This window comes from Arcicella rosea (assembly GCF_040543805.1).
GTDB classification, from domain to species: Bacteria; Bacteroidota; Bacteroidia; order Cytophagales; family Spirosomataceae; genus Arcicella; species Arcicella rosea.
Genome location: NZ_JBEUMS010000009.1, coordinates 110,305 through 128,654 on the forward strand (window position 1 = coordinate 110,305; position 18,350 = coordinate 128,654).

General features: G+C 35.2%; 12 protein-coding genes. 5 read left to right on the forward strand and 7 right to left on the reverse strand.

Annotated elements, in window-relative coordinates; translation table 11 throughout:
• Positions 1-138 precede the first annotated feature (138 nt).
• Positions 139-1,914, reverse strand: coding sequence for a signal peptide peptidase SppA (gene sppA, locus ABID42_RS13350; RefSeq protein ID WP_367284068.1), 1,776 nt, complete (start codon positions 1,912-1,914; stop codon positions 139-141).
• Between the two features lie 223 nt (positions 1,915-2,137).
• On the opposite strand from sppA, the gene ABID42_RS13355 reads away from it, so the two are divergent.
• Entirely contained in the window at positions 2,138-4,018 is a 1,881-nt protein-coding gene (locus ABID42_RS13355) for an ABC-F family ATP-binding cassette domain-containing protein (protein WP_367284069.1), read from the forward strand.
• A gap of 156 nt (positions 4,019-4,174) precedes the next feature.
• Here ABID42_RS13355 and ABID42_RS13360 read toward each other — a convergent pair whose 3' ends face one another.
• From ABID42_RS13360 to hpt, 3 genes are all read right to left on the reverse strand, one after another.
• The gene (locus tag ABID42_RS13360) at positions 4,175-5,743 is read right to left on the reverse strand and encodes a glycerol-3-phosphate dehydrogenase/oxidase (protein WP_367284070.1); all 1,569 of its coding nucleotides are present in this window, start codon (positions 5,741-5,743) and stop codon (positions 4,175-4,177) included.
• 332 nt (positions 5,744-6,075) lie between these two features.
• Positions 6,076-7,158, reverse strand: a complete 1,083-nt coding sequence (locus ABID42_RS13365) for an alpha/beta hydrolase (RefSeq protein ID WP_323260551.1) — start codon at positions 7,156-7,158, stop codon at positions 6,076-6,078.
• Between the two features lie 286 nt (positions 7,159-7,444).
• Complete coding sequence (hpt, locus tag ABID42_RS13370) at positions 7,445-7,984, reverse strand: hypoxanthine phosphoribosyltransferase (RefSeq protein WP_367284071.1); 540 nt, start codon at positions 7,982-7,984, stop codon at positions 7,445-7,447.
• Between the two features lie 192 nt (positions 7,985-8,176).
• Here hpt and ABID42_RS13375 point away from each other — a divergent pair, with 192 nt between their 5' ends.
• The gene (locus ABID42_RS13375) at positions 8,177-9,415 is read left to right on the forward strand and encodes a tetratricopeptide repeat protein (RefSeq protein WP_367284072.1); all 1,239 of its coding nucleotides are present in this window, start codon (positions 8,177-8,179) and stop codon (positions 9,413-9,415) included.
• A gap of 253 nt (positions 9,416-9,668) precedes the next feature.
• Entirely contained in the window at positions 9,669-12,605 is a 2,937-nt protein-coding gene (locus ABID42_RS13380) for a DEAD/DEAH box helicase (RefSeq protein ID WP_367284073.1), read from the forward strand.
• On the opposite strand, the gene ABID42_RS13385 is transcribed toward ABID42_RS13380, so the two are convergent.
• Both ABID42_RS13385 and ABID42_RS13390 read right to left on the reverse strand, forming a co-directional pair.
• The gene (locus tag ABID42_RS13385; RefSeq protein ID WP_323260544.1) at positions 12,597-12,860 is read right to left on the reverse strand and encodes a hypothetical protein; all 264 of its coding nucleotides are present in this window, start codon (positions 12,858-12,860) and stop codon (positions 12,597-12,599) included. The two genes, ABID42_RS13380 and ABID42_RS13385, sit on opposite strands and share 9 nt — an antisense overlap.
• 58 nt (positions 12,861-12,918) lie before the next feature.
• Positions 12,919-13,485 carry a hypothetical protein gene (locus ABID42_RS13390; RefSeq protein ID WP_323260541.1) on the reverse strand — a complete coding sequence of 189 codons (567 nt, stop codon included), beginning with the start codon at positions 13,483-13,485 and terminating at the stop codon, positions 12,919-12,921.
• 201 nt (positions 13,486-13,686) lie between these two features.
• Here ABID42_RS13390 and uvrA point away from each other — a divergent pair, with 201 nt between their 5' ends.
• Complete coding sequence (uvrA, locus tag ABID42_RS13395; RefSeq protein ID WP_367284074.1) at positions 13,687-16,572, forward strand: excinuclease ABC subunit UvrA; 2,886 nt, start codon at positions 13,687-13,689, stop codon at positions 16,570-16,572.
• A 45-nt stretch (positions 16,573-16,617) separates the two neighbouring features.
• On the opposite strand, the gene ABID42_RS13400 is transcribed toward uvrA, so the two are convergent.
• Entirely contained in the window at positions 16,618-16,890 is a 273-nt protein-coding gene (locus tag ABID42_RS13400; RefSeq protein ID WP_367284075.1) for a hypothetical protein, read from the reverse strand.
• Positions 16,891-17,042: 152 nt separating this feature from the next.
• Here ABID42_RS13400 and ABID42_RS13405 point away from each other — a divergent pair, with 152 nt between their 5' ends.
• Positions 17,043-18,242: an MFS transporter gene (locus ABID42_RS13405; RefSeq protein WP_367284076.1), complete on the forward strand. Its 1,200-nt coding sequence runs from the start codon at positions 17,043-17,045 to the stop codon at positions 18,240-18,242.
• The last annotated feature ends 108 nt before the right edge of the window (positions 18,243-18,350 follow it).

Below are 18,350 nucleotides of genomic sequence, written 5' to 3' on the forward strand. Positions count from 1 at the left end.
AGCTTTATTGATTATTTATTCACAGATTTTCTTTTAATCCGTAAATAACAATTTAGATTGTCTGGAAAATATTTCAGCGTAAATCTACGGGAAATATTCCCTATAAATTTACGCTGAAATTATTATTGTAACCTGAAATTACTTAAATTCAATTACTTCTGGCATTAAAGTCATTAAGCCTTCACGAGCTTTCAAATCTTGAATTTGTTTTACATAAGGAGCTAATTCACCGAATTGTGCTTTCATGATTTTTGCTTGAACAGCATCCTCTTTTTTGTCGAAAATCTCTTCAAAGAAAGATTTTGGCTGAGGATAGAATTTTGCTTTATAATCTCCTTCTTTCAATTTTGCCTTTTTAGCCGCAATTTTAATAGCATCTTCTAAACCACCTAATACATCCACCAATCCATTTGATTTCGCTTCGATACCCGACCAAACGTGTCCGCCAGCTAATGTTTTCAGTTTTTCGATACTCATTCTACGTCCTTTCGCTGCTTTAGAAGTAAAGGTTTCGTAACCTGCATCGACGCTTCTTTGAAACCAATCTTTTTCAAAATCTGTCATCTCACGAGTAACAGTTGGGAAATCAGAGTGAGCGTTGGTATTTACACGGTCGTTAGTGATTCCCAATTTGTTTTTCAAGAAATTCTCAAAATTGAAAAACTGCGCAAAAATTCCGATGGAACCCGTAATCGTTGTTGGTTCAGCCACAATTGTATCCGCAGCCATTGCCATATAATAACCGCCAGAAGCCGCATAATCAGCCATTGAAGCGATTACAGGTTTTACTTTTCTCGCTAATTCTACTTCCCTCCACATCACATCAGAAGCCAATGAAGAACCTCCCGGACTATCAATTCTTAATACAATAGCTTTTACTTTTTTATCATCACGAGCTTTACGTAATTCAGCTACCCAATCATCCGAACCAATATTTCCTTTATCAGCTTTTGAACCAATAATAGCACCTTCACCAACAACTACCGCAATTTTATTTTGTGTATCGTTAAAAGGAATCGCAGATTCAGCTTTTAAGAATTTCGAAAGATTTACAAAATCAATTTTATCTTCTGATTCTTTCTTTAATTTCTTCTTGAAATCAGCTTCAAATTCATCGTAATAACCAACATCCGTTACCAATTTTGCCGCTAAAGCACCTTTAGGTTTATAAGCGATTAATTCATCTGCTACTTTTTTCAATTCAGCCACAGTAATATCACGAGAAGCAGCGATTTGTCCGAAAATATGGTCGTTGATACTATTTAACAAAGAAGAGTATTGCGCTTTGTTGGCATCACTCATATTTTCACGGAGATAAGGTTCAACGGCAGATTTGTATTCGCCTACTCTGAAAACAACAGGCTTGATGTCTAATTTATCCAAAGCACCTTTGTAGAAACTTACTTCTGCACTGATTCCGTTGAAATCCATTCCGCCAGCTGGATTCAAATAGATTTTATCAGAAACAGATGAAACATAATATCCTTTTTCCGTAAAAGATTCACCGTAACTATAAATGAATTTCCCAGATTTTTTGAAAGCTAAAAGTGCGTTACGGATTTCTTCAAGTTGAGCGTAGCCAGCTTGAGGATAATGTGCTTGTAAGTAAATTCCTTTGATATGACTATCAGCAGCGGCACGTTTTAGGGCTTCTCTGATTTGTACCATTCCGATACTTTCATTGTTATCCATGAATGGACCACCTAAATCTTTGAAAGGATTTTCTTCATCACTTACATTTTCTTCGATGGCATGATTGAGGTCTAATTTTAAGACAGAGTTATCTTTAAGAATTATGTCTTCTTGAGAAGCACCCACAGCCGCTGCAATACCAATAACAAGGATAAAGCTGACGATGGAGAAAACAATTAACCCAACAATAGTAGCTAAAACATATTTAAGAAATTGTAACATGAGTTTTAAGTTTTGGTTTTTTAACGCTTACAACTTACAAGATTAATCAAAATTCAGATAAGTCGTAAACCCAAAAATAATTTGACTTGTTTCCAAAAAAAAGTTTATGTGTTCAATGGAGAATTGACTTGATAGGAGGGAGTAATGTAAAGTATGCTATTTCCATAAGTTGAATTCTCCCAACTCTCTACCCTTTTACAGCTTTACTTCCTACCTTTGTGCTATGAATTATTTATCAGCAGAAAATATCTCGAAAAACTACAGCGAACGTTGGTTATTTCGTAACATAAATTTTGGTATCTCGAAGGGAGATAAAGTAGCATTAGTCGGACAAAATGGTGCGGGTAAAACTACTTTAATGAACATTTTAGCAGGTTTGATTCCTTCTGACGAAGGTACAGTAAGTATCCGAAAAGGTATTTCGGTTGGGTATCTTTTCCAAAACCCTGATTTTGACGAAAACCTTAGCGTAATGGATACGCTTTTCACTGGTGATTCTCCAGCCAACCAAGCCTTGAAAATGTATGAAAGGGCAATGGAAAATCCAGAAGATTCTGATTTACTGTCGGAGGCTTTGGAAATGATGGACAAACATGATGCTTGGGATTATGAAAGTAGAGTAAAACAGGTTTTGGGAAAATTGGGAATTCATGATTTTGAACGCAAAATTTCTCAACTTTCTGGTGGGCAACGCAAGCGTGTGGCAATGGCGAAAGTATTAATCGAAGAACCAGATTTAATGATTTTCGATGAGCCTACCAACCACTTGGATTTGGAAACTATCGAATGGCTGGAACAAACGCTTTCTGCACAAAATATTACTTTGCTTTTGGTAACGCACGACCGTTATTTCTTGGATAGAGTTTGTAATAACATTGCTGAATTAGATAACGGAACGATTTATCCGTATCGTGGAAACTATAGTTATTTCTTGGAGAAAAAGGCAGAACGTGAGGCTTCGGAAGCTGCAAGTATTGATAAAGCAAAGAATACTTTACGTACAGAATTGGAATGGATGCGTCGCCAGCCGAAAGCTCGTGGAACAAAAGCTCAATACAGAATTGATGCTTTTCATGAACTGAAAGAAAAGGCATCGCAAACGAAAGATGATTCTAAAGTAACCTTGAACGTAAAAATGTCTCGTCAAGGAAGTAAGATTTTGGAAATTGAAGGATTGAATAAAGGTTTTGGAAATCAAAAAATTGTAGAAGATTTTTCTTACATTTTTCAACGCAAAGACCGTATCGGAATTATCGGAAAAAATGGTATCGGGAAATCTACTTTCTTGAATATGATTACCCAAAATTTACAACCAGATTCTGGAAGTATTACCACGGGCGAAACCGTTGTGTATGGCTACTATACTCAAGGCGATTTGGACTTCAAACCTGGCGATAAAGTAATTGATGTTATCAAAGATATTGCGGAGGTTGTTACGGTCGGAACGGGCGAAACTATTTCAGCAAGTCAGTTTTTAACACACTTCAAATTTGAGCCAAAAGTACAATATGCGGCGGTTGATAAATTATCAGGGGGAGAAAAAAGACGTTTGCAATTGATGAAAGTACTCATCAAAAACCCAAACTTTTTGATTCTTGATGAGCCTACCAACGATCTTGATATTCAGACGTTGAATATTTTGGAAGATTTCTTAATTGCTTTTGGTGGTTGTTTATTGTTGGTTTCTCACGACCGTTACTTTATGGATAAATTGGTAGAACACCTTTTTGTTTTTGAAGGCGACGGACAAATTAGAGATTTCCCTGGAAACTATACCGATTACAGAGAATGGTTGGAAGAAAATGAAATTACTTTAGGTGAAAAACCAAAAGCGAAAAGCGAACCAGTTTCCACGAATAATCATAAATTAGAACCTTCTGTTCAGATTTCAACGACGAAAAGAAAGCTTTCTTTCAAAGAACAAAAAGAGTACGAGGATTTAGGAAAAGCCATTGAAAAATTAGAAAAGAAAAAAGCCGAACTCACTGAAAGACTCAATAATGGTGGTAGCTACGAAGATTTGGGAGCTTGGGCGAAACAAATCGAAGAAATCACCGGCGAACTTGACGAAAAAGAATTGCGTTGGTTAGAGCTTTCTGAGTAGTTTGAAGTATAAATAAAAGCTGTTTACATTTTTTCTATTAGCAAGTGGATTAATTCACTTGCTAATAGAAAATACTTTTTTTCAAAAGCTTGTTCTCATGTAAACAGCTTCATGGTTATCAATTTTAATGAGTGTTTCTTAGTTATTGTTTCTCACCTAAATTTCACGATTTAACGCTAAAAAACTTTCCACCATTTCCTCCGAATCTTTCGCCACTTTCGCATCTCTCAATGCTAATCCTAATCTTCTATCCAGAATATCTTTACTGGTCATTGCCATTTCTTCTTGAATTACATAGACAATTTCTGCTTTGATAAATGGATGATTTGGATGAATTAATCCTTTTAATTCAGGTTGATTGTCTGTCAGTTTTAATACTTTTTCAGCGAATACACCGTATTTTTTCATCAAATGCTGCGCAATTGCTGGTGATACTTGATATTGTGCTGAAAGTTTTTCCCAATCTTCAAAACAATAGCCTTCGGCTCCATGCAACAATTGATAATCTGAAGTACAAGCAACAGGATTTTGTTGCCAAAGATGTTCATAAATTTGGTCGATGGTGTCTTTTGCCATCAATCGATAAGTCGTCCATTTTCCGCCCATGATACTGACTAATTGACTGTTTTTATCAATTTCTACTTCATGGTCACGGACGAGTGATTTGGTATCAGAACTCTTTTCGGCCTTTCCCAACAATGGTCTTTGCCCAGCAAAACCGCTGGTAATTTCTGATGGACTTACTTCTTTTTCCAAATAACGATTTACGTAGCTTAATAAATAAGGTATTTCATATTGTTCTAAATCTGGATTTTCAGAAAGTTTATCTTCCTCATCGGTTGTTCCAACTAAAAGATGGTCTTGCCAAGGAATGATGAAAAGTACTCTACCATCATCTGTTTTTGGGACTAAAATGGCGGTTTCATTCTTCATCAAAGAAGCTGGGAGAACAATGTGCGCTCCACGACTTACTTTCATTCTTGGTTTTAATTTTGGATTTGCCATTTTACGAACATGGTCAGCAAATGGTCCTGTAGCATTGATAAATACTTTTGATTGAACGGAGAAAGTCTCACCATTTAAAGTATCCTTGAAATGAAGCTCCGTCAATTTTCCAAGACTATCTTTTTCAAAGCGAATGGCTTCGGCATAATTCAAAATTGTTGCCCCTAAAGTTTCTGCTTTTTGAAGTATTGCCAAACAGTAACGAGCATCATCCAATTGCCCATCATAATATAACACTGCCGAAGTAAGGTTTTCTTTCTTTAATTCAGGGATTGTTTTCAAGGCTTCTTTGCGAGATAGCCATTTACTTGCTCCAATGCCATGATTTCCCGCAATCCATTCATAAAGTTTTAGTCCGATAGTTAAATAAATGCCTTCTATCCAAGTATAACAAGGCGTTAATAAAGCTAATGGACGAGTAAGGTGTGGAGCGTTTTTTATCAGCGTATCTCTTTCGTGCAAACTTTTCTGTACCATTTTGTATTGTTCCCAATCCAATTTTTTAACAGCTTGCTCCAAGTAACGAACACCTCCGTGAATCAGTTTTGTGGACTTTGAAGTGGTTTGTCCAGCAAAATCATTTTTATCAATTAATAATACTTTTAATCCTCTCAGGCTTGCATCCAGCGCAATACCTGCTCCCGTTGCTCCTCCACCGATAATACATAAATCAAATTGTTCTGTAATCGAAATTTTTCTTAACTGTTCTTTACGATTCATAATGGAATTGTTACCTGATGATTCACAAATATACCAATAATTGCTAATGTCAAAGATTATTAAAAATATAAGATATTCAACGAAAAAAACGCTTTATTGAAGTATCATACCTTTGATAATATTCTCAAAATCAATAAAATTGATTTGAGAAAAACTAAAGTATAAAAACAAATAAAAGGCTCATCTACTTACAAAATTGTAAATAAATGAGCCTTTTACGAATAAAATTATTTTAACTAAGAAGTGATTGGTAAATAGTGATTAGTATTTCAAGGGTTTAATTATCATCTATTTACAACAAATAACAACTTAGCTTAAATTATATTGAGTGCTTATTGATTAAAAAATAACCATTCTATTGCTTTAGGAAATTCTTTGCCCCATTGATCTTCGTTATGCAAGCCTTCTGGTTCATAAGAAAGATTGATTTCCGTTTTTCTAATGCCTTGTCTTTGAAAGGTTTGTTTCAGTTTCTCAACATTCGGAAGCATCATTGTTCCTTCATCGCCACCAGCATAAATATAAATATTGGTTGGTAAATGAGAAATAAAATCAATGGCATCAAAATAAATATTGGGCGAAACCCAAAGCGACGGAGAAAATACCATCAATTTCCCAAATACTTCTGGAAACATCAAACCTGCATAAATACTGATTAAGCCACCTAAAGAACTTCCGCCAATGCCTGTGAATTCACGTTCTGGCAATGTTCTAAAATTGTTATCAATGTATGGTTTTAATGTTTTTGAGAGAAACTGTGCATATTTTCGTCCCTGACCTTTTCCCATTTTGGGGTTATTGTAAGGAGAATACTCTTGATAACGCTGTTCGCCACCATGTGCTACAGCCACAACAATCACATCGCCATGACCACGAGCAGCCAAAACGGCTAATTGTTTATCAATGCCCCAATTACCAAATTCAGAACCACCACCAAATAAATTTTGAGCATCTTGTAAATAAATTACAGGATAATGTTTTTCTGATGTTTCGTAATTATGAGGAAGTAAGATATAAACAGCACGCTTTCTATCAAACTGAGGAATTTCAAAAGCATCTGAAATTAAGCGAATTTCGGGCATTAAATCTCCAGAAAGATTTTCGCCGTCTAATCTCCAGTGTGGTACAAAATCTTTTAAAACGCCTGTTCTTACTTTGGCAATTCTGTTTGCTGTGGGTTTACCAAATTCATCTAATTCTACTTGATTCCATCCGCCTTTTGTATATTTATACTCAAAGCTTTCAGGCAATTTAATGGTATCTGGTAACTTCAATATGTATTTTCCGTCTTCAACTTTGTTTAAACGGAACTCTTCTTTATCTGGAAGCCATTCGTTGAAACTGCCTGAAATATAGACAGGGCGATTATCTTCAACGGGAGTGGTTAGTTCAAAATATAAAACACTTTTACTCATTCTTGAATTGTTTGTCGAACCGCAAATTTAACTAAATAAAGTATGATATTTAGCTTTCGAAGGACGGATTTAGAACATCTGTTCCCTTTTTTGTGTTGAATGGACACAAAATAAGTAAGAGTGATGAATTATGAATGATGATTTTTGAATTTAAAATATTGATATGCTGGTGGTTAATTATAAAAATGGCGCTTGATTTTCATTCACAACTTATAATAATAGCCAAGAAAATCGAAGTTGAAATTTTCATTTTATCCTAAATCAGACCGTTAAAACCCACAAAAACTTACTCACTCAACACATATAAATCTGCTAAATTTCTACCTAATCCATCGTAATCTAAACCATAACCCAACACAAATTTATTTTCAATCTCGAATCCAATGTATTCAATCTCAATTGGTTGTTTCAAAGCTTCTGGTTTTTGGAAAAGCGTTGCGATGGTCAAAGAACTTGGATTTTGTGCCAACAATTGCTTTTTGATTTCAATCATCGTCAAACCAGTATCAATAATATCTTCAATAATGATAATATCACGATTTTCGATGCTTTCTGACAAGCCCAAAATTTGATGTACTTTACCCGTAGATTCAGTTGCTTGATATGATGAAACTCTCAGAAAAGTAATTTCACAAGAAACTGTGATGGATTTCATCAATTCGGCGGCAAACATAAAGGAACCATTCAAAATGGCTAAAAACAAAGGTTGTTTTCCCGCATAATCTTGATTGATGGATGAAGCGAGTGCAGCGATTCGCTTTTCTAAAACACTTTGTTCAATGAATACTTCAAAATGTTTGTCGTGTACTTGTATCGTGGATTTCATAAATACTTGATTGCTAATTTGTAAAAATACGCTAATCTAAAGAGCTAGCCAAATTGTTTAGAAAGCATTAAGCCTTACCGAAAACAGAATATCTATGAACATAACACTTTTTAATAATGCTTTTCGTTGTATCATTCGTTAGAGCAATACTTAAAATTTCCTTAAATTTACATCCAGAAAAGACAATCATCCATGAAAAAAATATTTGATTTCTCGATTTATATAAAAGTATTCCTCTTGTGCTTTCTGATGTTTTCGCAACAGCAAATCGCCAATGCACAATGGTGGAAAGATACTGAAAAAGCAGAACAGGAGCGTTCAAAAGGAATGCTTTTGCTAACGGCTGAAGTTCAGATTGAAGCTACGCAGGCAATCAATCACATGTATAATTTTAAGTTTTACGAAGCCGAGCGTGAATTCAATTATTTGAAAGTAAAATATCCAGAACATCCACTGCCTGATTTTTTATTGGGTTTGATGGAATGGTGGAAAATCGTACCTAATACCGAAAATGTAATTTACGACGAACGTTGTATTGATTACATGGATAAGAGTATTGAAAAAGCAGAAAAAATTTGGGATGATTCTGAAAACCCAGAAGCGGCTTTCTTTATGGCAGCAGCTTATGCTTTTAAAGGACGTTTACATTCTGAAAGAAAACATTGGACGAAAGCTACTTTTGCTGCAAAAAATGCGCTGAAGTATCTCGACCGTTCAAGAAGTTTCTCTGATTTTAGTCCAGAATTAATGTTTGGCGACGGATTGTATAATTACTATTTTCATTATGTAAAAGAAAATTATGCCATGCTTCGTCCAGTACTTTGGTTGTTTCCAAAAGGTGATAAACCAAAAGGAATCAGTCAGTTAGAAAAAGTGAGCTATAATGCTTTTTACACACGTACAGAAGCCCGTTACTTTTTATTACAAATTTATGGCATGGAAAACATGAATGAAAAAGCCTTGAATTTGTCGAAATACACTTATGAAACTTATCCCGACAATCCGTTCTTTCAAAGATTTTATGCAAGAAGTGCTTTTGTAGCGGGTAGAGTAACGGAAGCCAAAACGATTGCCAAAAGTATTCTTCAAAAAATCGAAGAACATTATCCTGGTTACGAAGGCGTAAGTGGTAGATATGCTGCTTATATTTTGGGTTATTATGCCATGAATTATGATAGAGATGCCCAAGAAGCAAGAGCTTATTATCAAAAAACGATAGATTTTGCCAAACAAACAGGTTCTACCAATTCAGGTTATTATTGGTCATCAATGATAGCTTTAGGAAAACTCGCTTCGCAAGAACAAGATTATGATAAGGCAATTGAATACTTCAAACAAGTAATTGAAGATTCGGAACGTAAATCTTCGCAAAGAGAAGAAGCCAAAAAACTATTAACGGAAGCGAAAAAAGCGAGAAGAAAGAAAAAGTAATGATTCACTCATGATAAAATCTTTCATAGATTTACTACAATATAAAGCTCAGGCGCAAGTCTGGGCTTTTATTTTTTAATGCCTATTCCTCCAAATTTGTGATGAATTATTTGGGAAGTCTCATCATATTTGTCTATATTTAAAATTCATAATTATACAAATAAATGTACTTCTCGCTCTGTCCAGCAACTTTTATCGTTGAAAATTCATTACCTCTACTGTATTTCAAAACATTGAATCTATTTAACATATCATGAAAGTTTCTACTTCTCAACCATTTCAAATCATTTATTCGATACTCAGCCACGAGTACCTCGGATACCTCTTTGAAGCTTTTATTGTTCAGCTCGACGATAAAGAAGAACTAACTTTATTGAACCAAAATGTTTCAATAAAAAACATCAACGAGTTTGCACACGGTTTAGATAAAATTGATTTACAACTCGTAAAACTGATAAATTCTCTTCAATCAGAAAATATTTATAAAAAATTTGTAGGCTCAAAAAAACGCTCTGTCGTCGATTTTTTCTTGAAAGTATATGACCCACAAAAGGGAGAAAAAGCTTTGCAAGAAATGATTGCTGTTTATGTAGAAAAAGTAAAAGCAGAAATGTTGCCTTTGTTGCTTGGAAAAAAACTGTTCATCATGGGCAGTGATGGTAATCCGATTTGGCAACAAGTAGAAGTATTACCCGAAAAAGCAACCGTACTTTTTCATTTCATGAGAAATACCGACAATACACATTATTTCCCTACGATTAAATATGCGGGTTCTAAAGTGGATTTTCAATATAAAAATGCCTTTATTGTTTGCGATGAACCCGCTTGGATTATCATCGAAAACAAACTTTACCATTTTGCGAAAGAAGTAGATGGCAAGAAATTACGTCCTTTCTTACAAAAACGATTTATCGTTATTCCTAAAACGTTAGAAGAAGATTATTATCGAAAATTTGTTTCATCAATCATCACTATGTTTGATGTTTATGCAAAAGGTTTTGAAATTCGTTCAGAAGCATACTCAGGTATTCCAATTTTGAATCTTGCCGAAAATAAAAGCCTTCAAGCTGTACTAAGCGATAATGATGAAGCTGATTTTCAGAAAGATGAAGACATAGAATTATCAATAAGCTTGGCTTTTCAGTATGGAGAATATGCTTTTAAGTTTGATAGTTTTTCAACTGAAGTAAATGTAAGCATGGAAAAAAAGGGTGATGACTACGTTTTCCATAAAGTACGAAGAGATTTAACTTTCGAAAAATCTACTTTGGCAATGCTTGATACTTTGGGTTTAGAGCTTAAAAACGGTAAAATGATTTTACCAAAAAGTGAAGCTTTTGCTTGGATTCAGAAGAATTATCATGCCTTAACCGAAGCTGGTTTTGCCATAGAACAAAGTGTAGAAGACGATGGCAAAAAGTATTTCTTGGGTTATTCGAACATAGAAGTAAATATTACAGAAGGCAACGATTGGTTCGATATCAATGCCATTGTCCATTTTGGAGATTTTGAAATTCCTTTTCTGAAACTTCGTAATTTGATTTTACAGAAAAAGAAAGAATTTACCTTACCCAACGGTGAAATTGCAGTAATTCCCGAAGTTTGGTTTACACAATATTCCGAACTATTTGCTTTTGTAGAACATCACACAGAAAGAGACGGCTTTATTCTGAAAAAGCATCATCTTTCATTGGTGCAAGATTTACAAAGTGAATCGTTGGCGACGGCAGTACTCAGCAGGAAGTTAGAGAAATTAAGAGATTTCGATGAAATCCATGCTTATGATTTGCCGAAAGGTTTCAAAGGAAGTTTGCGTCCATACCAAAAAGCGGGCTACGATTGGATGCGCTTTTTGAACGATTACCATTTTGGAGGTTGCTTGGCAGATGATATGGGTTTAGGAAAGACCGTGCAAACTTTAACCTTATTGCAATCGCAAAAAGAGCAAAAAATAGCGCAACCAAGTTTATTGATTTTGCCTACTTCCTTGATTTATAATTGGGAAATGGAAGCCCATAAGTTCACGCCTGAACTAAAAATATTAACTTATACAGGTACTTATCGGGATAAAAACATTGAAGTATTTGATAATTATGATGTTGTACTGACAACCTACGGCATTATCAGGATTGATATTGATTTACTGAAAAACTACCGTTTCAACTATGTGATTTTGGATGAATCGCAAGCGATAAAAAATCCTTCTTCTTATATCACCAAAGCGGTAATGCAATTGAATTCAAAGAATCGCTTGGTACTTACTGGAACGCCACTTGAAAATAGCACGATGGATTTATGGTCGCAAATGACTTTCATTAATCCGGGATTGTTGGGTTCTCAGCATTTTTTTAGAAATGAATTTCAAGTTCCGATTGAAAAAAAAGGAGATGATACGAAAATCCATCGTTTGTATTCAATTATCAAACCTTTTATGTTGCGAAGACATAAATCGCAAGTAGCGACAGAATTGCCTCCGAAGATAGAGAGTATTCATTATGCACAAATGTCGGAACAACAAGAACGTGAATACGAAGAAGCGAAATCTTATTTCAGAAACTTGATTTTAGCACATATCGACGAGCAAGGAATGGCGATGTCGCAAATGATTGTGTTACAAGGTTTAACCAAACTGAGACAATTGGCGAATCATCCAAGAATGGTTGATACTGAGTATGAAGGAGATTCTGGGAAGTTGGAAGACGTAATGGATAAACTAGAATCTATTTTAGGAAAAGGACATAAAGTGTTGATTTTTAGTCAATTTGTAAAACATCTTGACCTTTTCAGAGAACGCCTCGATAAAGAAGCTCGTCCTTATGCTTATTTGGATGGAAGTACCCACGACCGACAAGCACAAGTAGAAAAATTCCAACAAAATGAAAACATACAGATTTTCTTGATTTCGTTAAAAGCTGGAGGTTTGGGACTTAATCTTACCGCTGCCGATTATGTCTTTATTTTAGACCCTTGGTGGAACCCTGCAATTGAGGCACAGGCCATCGACAGAGCGCATAGAATTGGGCAAGTAAATACAGTATTTACCTATAAATTCATCACAAAAAATACCGTTGAAGAAAAGATTTTGGCATTACAACAAAGCAAACAACGCCTTGCCAATGAATTAATTACAACCGAAGAAAGCTTTGTGAAATCTTTAACCAAAGACGATGTTTTGGCTTTGTTAGAGTAAATTTTTCTTTTTCTCCGAACTAACCAATTTGTCAAATTTCATTTTCATGAAATACGTTAAAATCGTTAAAATGATTGTGATAATAATTCCTTCTTCAAGATAATTAGCACTTGTATTGGCAGGTGCTGAATACCAAACATAAATTAAAAAGGCTATTAAGATAATTTCTGCAAAGAAAAACACAGATAGAATCCCGACGATAAGGGATAATAAAAGAGGTCTTAGTTTATCGAAAATTGATTTCTTTTTTTCCATTTTTCAAAAAAATAGGCGGATTGAAAACCCGCCTTATGTGATTGTAATAAAGTATTCTTTAGAAGAAAAATCCACCAACACGTAATACCAACGGACTGCCGTAAGGAGAATTATACTCTTTGTAAGTAAAATTGTATAAGGCTGTAATCTGAAAACCGCCAAAACCAACGCCAATTCCAGCTAAAGTTTGAACAGGATACTCATAAGAATTGCCAGCTTGTTTGTAATAATACTTTTGCAATTCTGCTTGAGCAAACATATTAGAGGCAATATCATCTAAAAAATGTAAACGATACTGTCCGAAAACTCTTGGCCCGTATTGATTTAGCGAAGCAAAGTTTCTTTGTTTGTAATATTGATAGTCAACCGCAACACCAACGATAAAATCATTAGTAGCTTGATAACCAACCATCGGCGAAATACCAATTACTGTTGGGTTTCCGAATTGCAACCCGCCAAGTCCGCCACCAAAACGTATTCTTTGGCTAAAAGGTAAATCTCTAACATCTTGTTCTTCGTCTAAATCTCGAACAGAACTATCTTGTTTAATAACAACAGGAGCTTGTGAATAAGAAGTAGTATAAGCAGTAATAGAGATTAGAATGATAAAAAGTAATTTTTGCATGGTTATATTTTATTTTTTCTTAGAAACGTTGATAGAATCTGCTAATTTAACGCAAAGATTATCTATTTTCTTGTAAAGCACGAAACAATCTTTTTAGAAAACTTGTCTCCAAGTAAATAGGTTTATTTTCTTGCCTCTTTTATCATTATTTGATTGTTGAAAAGCCAATTTTCACAGTTCAGAATTTCTTATCTTTGTTTCATGAACAATACCGAAATCATCAACCAGAATCATACTGCATTTGAAGACCTTGACCCTAAACGTTTTATCATCATCAAAGGGGCAAGAGTAAACAATCTAAAAAATATTGATGTTGCCATTCCTCGCAACAAACTGGTCGTGATTACGGGTTTGTCGGGTTCGGGAAAATCGTCCTTGGCTTTTGATACACTTTTTGCCGAGGGGCAACGAATGTACGTTGAAAGTTTAAGTTCTTATACTCGTCAATTCTTAGGGCGAATGGAAAAACCTGATGTCGATTACATCAAAGGGATTTCGCCAGCCATTGCTATCGAACAAAAAGTGTCGAGTAAAAATCCACGTTCTACCGTGGGAACAACTACCGAAATTTACGATTATCTCAAATTACTTTTTGCTAGAATTGGAACAACGTTTTCGCCTATTTCTGGAAAAGAAGTACGGAAAGACACCGTTACAGACGTCGTGAATTATTTGTTTACAAAAGACGAAGGACAAAGAGTAATGGTGTTGTCGCCATTGTATTTGAAAGAAGGACGCAAGCTTTCAGAAGAAATGAAAATTCTACTTCAAAAGGGCTATACTCGTATTGTGGTTGATGGTGAAACCAAATTTTTAGAAGAACTTTTGGACGATAAAGCAGCACTTAAAAATTTGCCTGCGATAGATTTATTCAGTAATAATTATAAAATCCTCATCGACCGTGTGGTGATAAAAAAAGAAGCCGACGGACAACCTGAGGAGGAAACGCAATTTCGTCTTTCAGATTCTATTCAAACGGCTTTTTTTGAAGGAAATGGTACTTGCTTTGTCGAAATTGTAGGTGATGAAACGAAAGTATTCTCCGACCGTTTTGAAGCCGATGGAATTGTTTTTGAAGAACCTTCTTTGAATTTACTCAGCTTTAACAATCCTTATGGTGCTTGTAAACGTTGTGAAGGTTTTGGTAGAATTCTCGGACTCGACCCTGATTTAATCATTCCCGATAAAGGTGTTTCGATTTATGAAGGAGCGATTGCTCCGTGGAGAACCGATAAAATGAGCGAATGGCTGATTCCATTATTGAAAAATGGTGCAAAATTCGATTTCCCAATTCATCGACCTTACAAAGATTTAACCGACGAGCAAAAGGAACTACTCTGGACGGGAAATGAATATTTTCAAGGTCTGGATGATTTCTTTGCGATGCTGGAAAAAGAAACCCACAAAATCCAGTACAGAGTAATGCTTTCACGCTATCGTGGGCGAACTACTTGCCCAGATTGCAAAGGTTCACGTTTGCGAAAAGATGCAGGTTATGTAAAAATCGAAGGAAAATCAATCATTGATTTGGTACTTATGCCTTTGAGTGATGTTAGTGATTTCTTCAAAAATTTAGATTTGCCTGATTATCAATATGGCGTTTCTAAAAGAATTTTAGTAGAAATAGAAACTCGTTTGGAGTACATGGAGAAAGTTGGTTTGGGCTATTTAACACTCAATCGTTTGTCTTCAACACTTTCGGGAGGTGAATTTCAACGCATCAAATTGGCTACTTCTTTGGGAAGTGCCTTGGTGGGGTCAATGTATATTTTAGATGAACCGTCTATCGGTTTGCATCCGAGAGATACGCAGAGATTAGTTTCAGTCTTGGAGTCTTTGCGAGACATGGGCAATACGGTAATCGTGGTGGAACACGAAGAAGAAGTAATGCGTGCAGCTGACCAAATTATTGATATTGGTCCAGATGCTGGGAGTAATGGTGGAAAATTGGTTTTTCAAGGAAACTGGGAAACTATTAATGATATTGAAGCGAAAGCAAAACCAGAAGCTGGGTTTTCGCACACGATTAATTTTTTAACAGGACACGATACCATAGAAGTACCCAAATTCCGTAGAAAATCAACCAGTTTTATTGAAGTAAAAGGTGCTTACGAAAATAATTTAAAGGACGTTAGTGTTAAGTTTCCTTTGGGAATTTTGACGGCTGTAACAGGCGTAAGTGGTTCTGGAAAATCTACGTTAATTCGTAAAATTTTATATCCAGCTTTGGGGCGTCATTTGGGAACTTATACCGATGAAGCAGGTAAATATGCCGAAATCAGTGGAAGTATTGGCAAGATTGAAGCCGTAGAAATGGTTGATCAAAATCCGATTGGAAAATCGTCTCGTTCAAATCCTGTTACATACATCAAGGCTTATGACCAAATTCGATTACTCTATTCTGAACAACCAATTGCTAAAGCCAGAGGTTATAAACCTGCTCATTTTTCGTTCAACGTAGAAGGTGGACGTTGCGAAACTTGTCAAGGAGAAGGTTTTGTGACGATTGAAATGCAATTTATGGCGGATGTAAAATTGAAGTGTGAGTCTTGCGGAGGAAAACGTTTTAAACAAGAAATTTTAGACGTAAAATTCAATGAGAAAGACATTGCAGATTTATTGGACATGACCGTCGATGAAGCGATTGAACTTTTCCAAAAAGACCAACCAAGATTAGCCGATAAATTATTGCCACTCCAAGAAGTAGGTTTGGGTTATGTAAAATTGGGACAATCTTCCAATTCACTTTCGGGCGGAGAAGCCCAAAGAGTAAAATTGGCAAGTTTCTTAGGAAAAGGCAATCCGAACAAAGGCAAAACGCTTTTCATTTTTGATGAGCCAACTACCGGTTTACATTTTCATGACATCAAAAAATTATTGAAAGCCATCAACGCTTTGGTAGAACAGGGCGATTCTGTCATTATCATTGAACACAATATGGAAGTGATAAAGTCATCAGATTATATCATCGACTTGGGACCAGAAGGAGGAGAAAAAGGAGGTTTTGTTACTTTTGAGGGAACACCCGAACAAATGACGAAGATAGAAGGGAATTATACGGCTAACTTTTTGAAAGGAAAAATCTGAACTAACTTACACATTGAAACTTTATGGCGGTAAAGTTAAAATGGATTAGTTGTTCTGTTGACTAGTGTTAATGAGTTGCTGTTTTCTGATTAATTTTTGATAGGTAAGTGTTCTAAGCATACCAATTTTAATCTTTCGTTTCAGTGCGTCTGTTTCTGATTTGTAAGTGTTTTGTCCTTTCAATAATTCTTCGACGATATTAGTTACTAAGACTTCAACGGATTCTGCTGTTAGCAAGAGAGGCTTTTTTTTCATCGTTTTTTGGGCTTGTCTAAGGTGAAATGCGTTTAAAGGCAATTTTCTATTAATTCTGAACATAAGTTAATATTTTTGTTTGACAAAAAAATAATTTCTCACTGTTTTTTGTCAAACAACACTTTTTTTATCGCTTAAAACAGGAATACTTGCAAAGAACATAAATTTATTCACCAATAATTTAGCTTCAGCTTCTAAAGCTTTCAACACAAACAATGTTTGCCAAATCCATACAATTATATAGAAATGCTTACTTAGGATTACCCAAATCTGTATGGTTACTTTCTGGTGTAATGTTTGTCAACAGAAGTGGCACAATGGTTTTGCCCTTTTTGTCGCTTTACTTAACACAGAAACTACATTTTAGCGTAACGGATGCAGGTATTGTGATGGGCGTGTATGGAACAGGCGCATTATGTGGTACTTTTTTAGGAGGAAGACTGACGGATAAAATTGGATTTTATTATATCCAATTTTTTAGTTTACTGTTCGCAGGAATGATGTTATTGATGATAATGCACCTCACTAATTTTTATGCCATTTGTACAGGAGTATTCATTTTTACTTTATTTGGAGATAGTTTTCGTCCAGCCAATGCGGCTGCTTTAGCGCATTATAGTGAAGCAGAAAACCGTACTCGTTCTTTTTCTTTGAATCGCTTGGCGATTAATTTAGGTTGGTCGATAGGTGGCGGAATGGGCGGAATTCTTGCTGAAATCAATTACGATTTACTCTTTTGGGCAGATGGAATTACTTGTATCGTAGCTGCTATTTTGTTAAGAGTTTTGCTAAAAGTACCTATTCAAAAAAGTAATAATCAATCTGAAATACAGTTAGCAAAACCATTGGTGCTTTCGCCTTATCTAGATAAAGTATATTGGTTTTTTATCGTTTGTGTTACGCTATACGCCATTTCATTTTTTCAATTATTCAGTTTAGAACCGCTGTATTTCCGAACGGTGTATCATTTACCCGAATCGCAAATTGGTTTATTGATGGTTTGTAATGGCTTGATGATTGCTTTTATAGAAATGATTTTGGTACATCAATTAGATGGGAAATTCTTGAAAACAAACCTGATTGCGATTGGAACAGCCTTGACTGCTTTATCTTTTTGGGTTTTTAATACCTATTTCTTTGTAGGAATACTCTGGATTTCTATCATTTTGAATACTGTAGGAGAAATGTTTGCCATGCCATTTATGCAAAGTTTTTCGATAGAACGTTCGGATGAATCTAACCGTGGACAATACATTGCGATGTACACCATGTGTTATTCTTTCGCTCAAATTTCATCGCCGACTATTGGCTCACAATTGGCAGAACACTTTGGTTTTACTACTTTATGGTACGTAATGGGAAGTTTTTGTGTATTATCAACAGCAGGCTTTTTGTATTTAAAAACTTTGAGATAAAATCTCATGCAACCTTTGTTGGTAAAATTGTATCTTTGAAAAAGCTGTCAGCTTTCAGTCATGAGCTTTGAGCTTTCAGTTTTTGAACTTTTTAATGTTGAATAAGTT

Excerpts from the sequence above, each read along its gene's own strand:
- sppA (WP_367284068.1), bottom strand. The coding sequence starts at position 1,914 with ATGTTACAATTTCTTAAATATGTTTTAGCTACTATTGTTGGGTTAATT.
- ABID42_RS13355 (WP_367284069.1), top strand. The coding sequence starts at position 2,138 with ATGAATTATTTATCAGCAGAAAATATCTCGAAAAACTACAGCGAACGT.
- ABID42_RS13360 (WP_367284070.1), bottom strand. The coding sequence starts at position 5,743 with ATGAATCGTAAAGAACAGTTAAGAAAAATTTCGATTACAGAACAATTT.
- ABID42_RS13365 (WP_323260551.1), bottom strand. The coding sequence starts at position 7,158 with ATGAGTAAAAGTGTTTTATATTTTGAACTAACCACTCCCGTTGAAGAT.
- hpt (WP_367284071.1), bottom strand. The coding sequence starts at position 7,984 with ATGAAATCCACGATACAAGTACACGACAAACATTTTGAAGTATTCATT.
- ABID42_RS13375 (WP_367284072.1), top strand. The coding sequence starts at position 8,177 with ATGAAAAAAATATTTGATTTCTCGATTTATATAAAAGTATTCCTCTTG.
- ABID42_RS13380 (WP_367284073.1), top strand. The coding sequence starts at position 9,669 with ATGAAAGTTTCTACTTCTCAACCATTTCAAATCATTTATTCGATACTC.
- ABID42_RS13385 (WP_323260544.1), bottom strand. The coding sequence starts at position 12,860 with ATGGAAAAAAAGAAATCAATTTTCGATAAACTAAGACCTCTTTTATTA.
- ABID42_RS13390 (WP_323260541.1), bottom strand. The coding sequence starts at position 13,485 with ATGCAAAAATTACTTTTTATCATTCTAATCTCTATTACTGCTTATACT.
- uvrA (WP_367284074.1), top strand. The coding sequence starts at position 13,687 with ATGAACAATACCGAAATCATCAACCAGAATCATACTGCATTTGAAGAC.
- ABID42_RS13400 (WP_367284075.1), bottom strand. The coding sequence starts at position 16,890 with ATGTTCAGAATTAATAGAAAATTGCCTTTAAACGCATTTCACCTTAGA.
- ABID42_RS13405 (WP_367284076.1), top strand. The coding sequence starts at position 17,043 with ATGTTTGCCAAATCCATACAATTATATAGAAATGCTTACTTAGGATTA.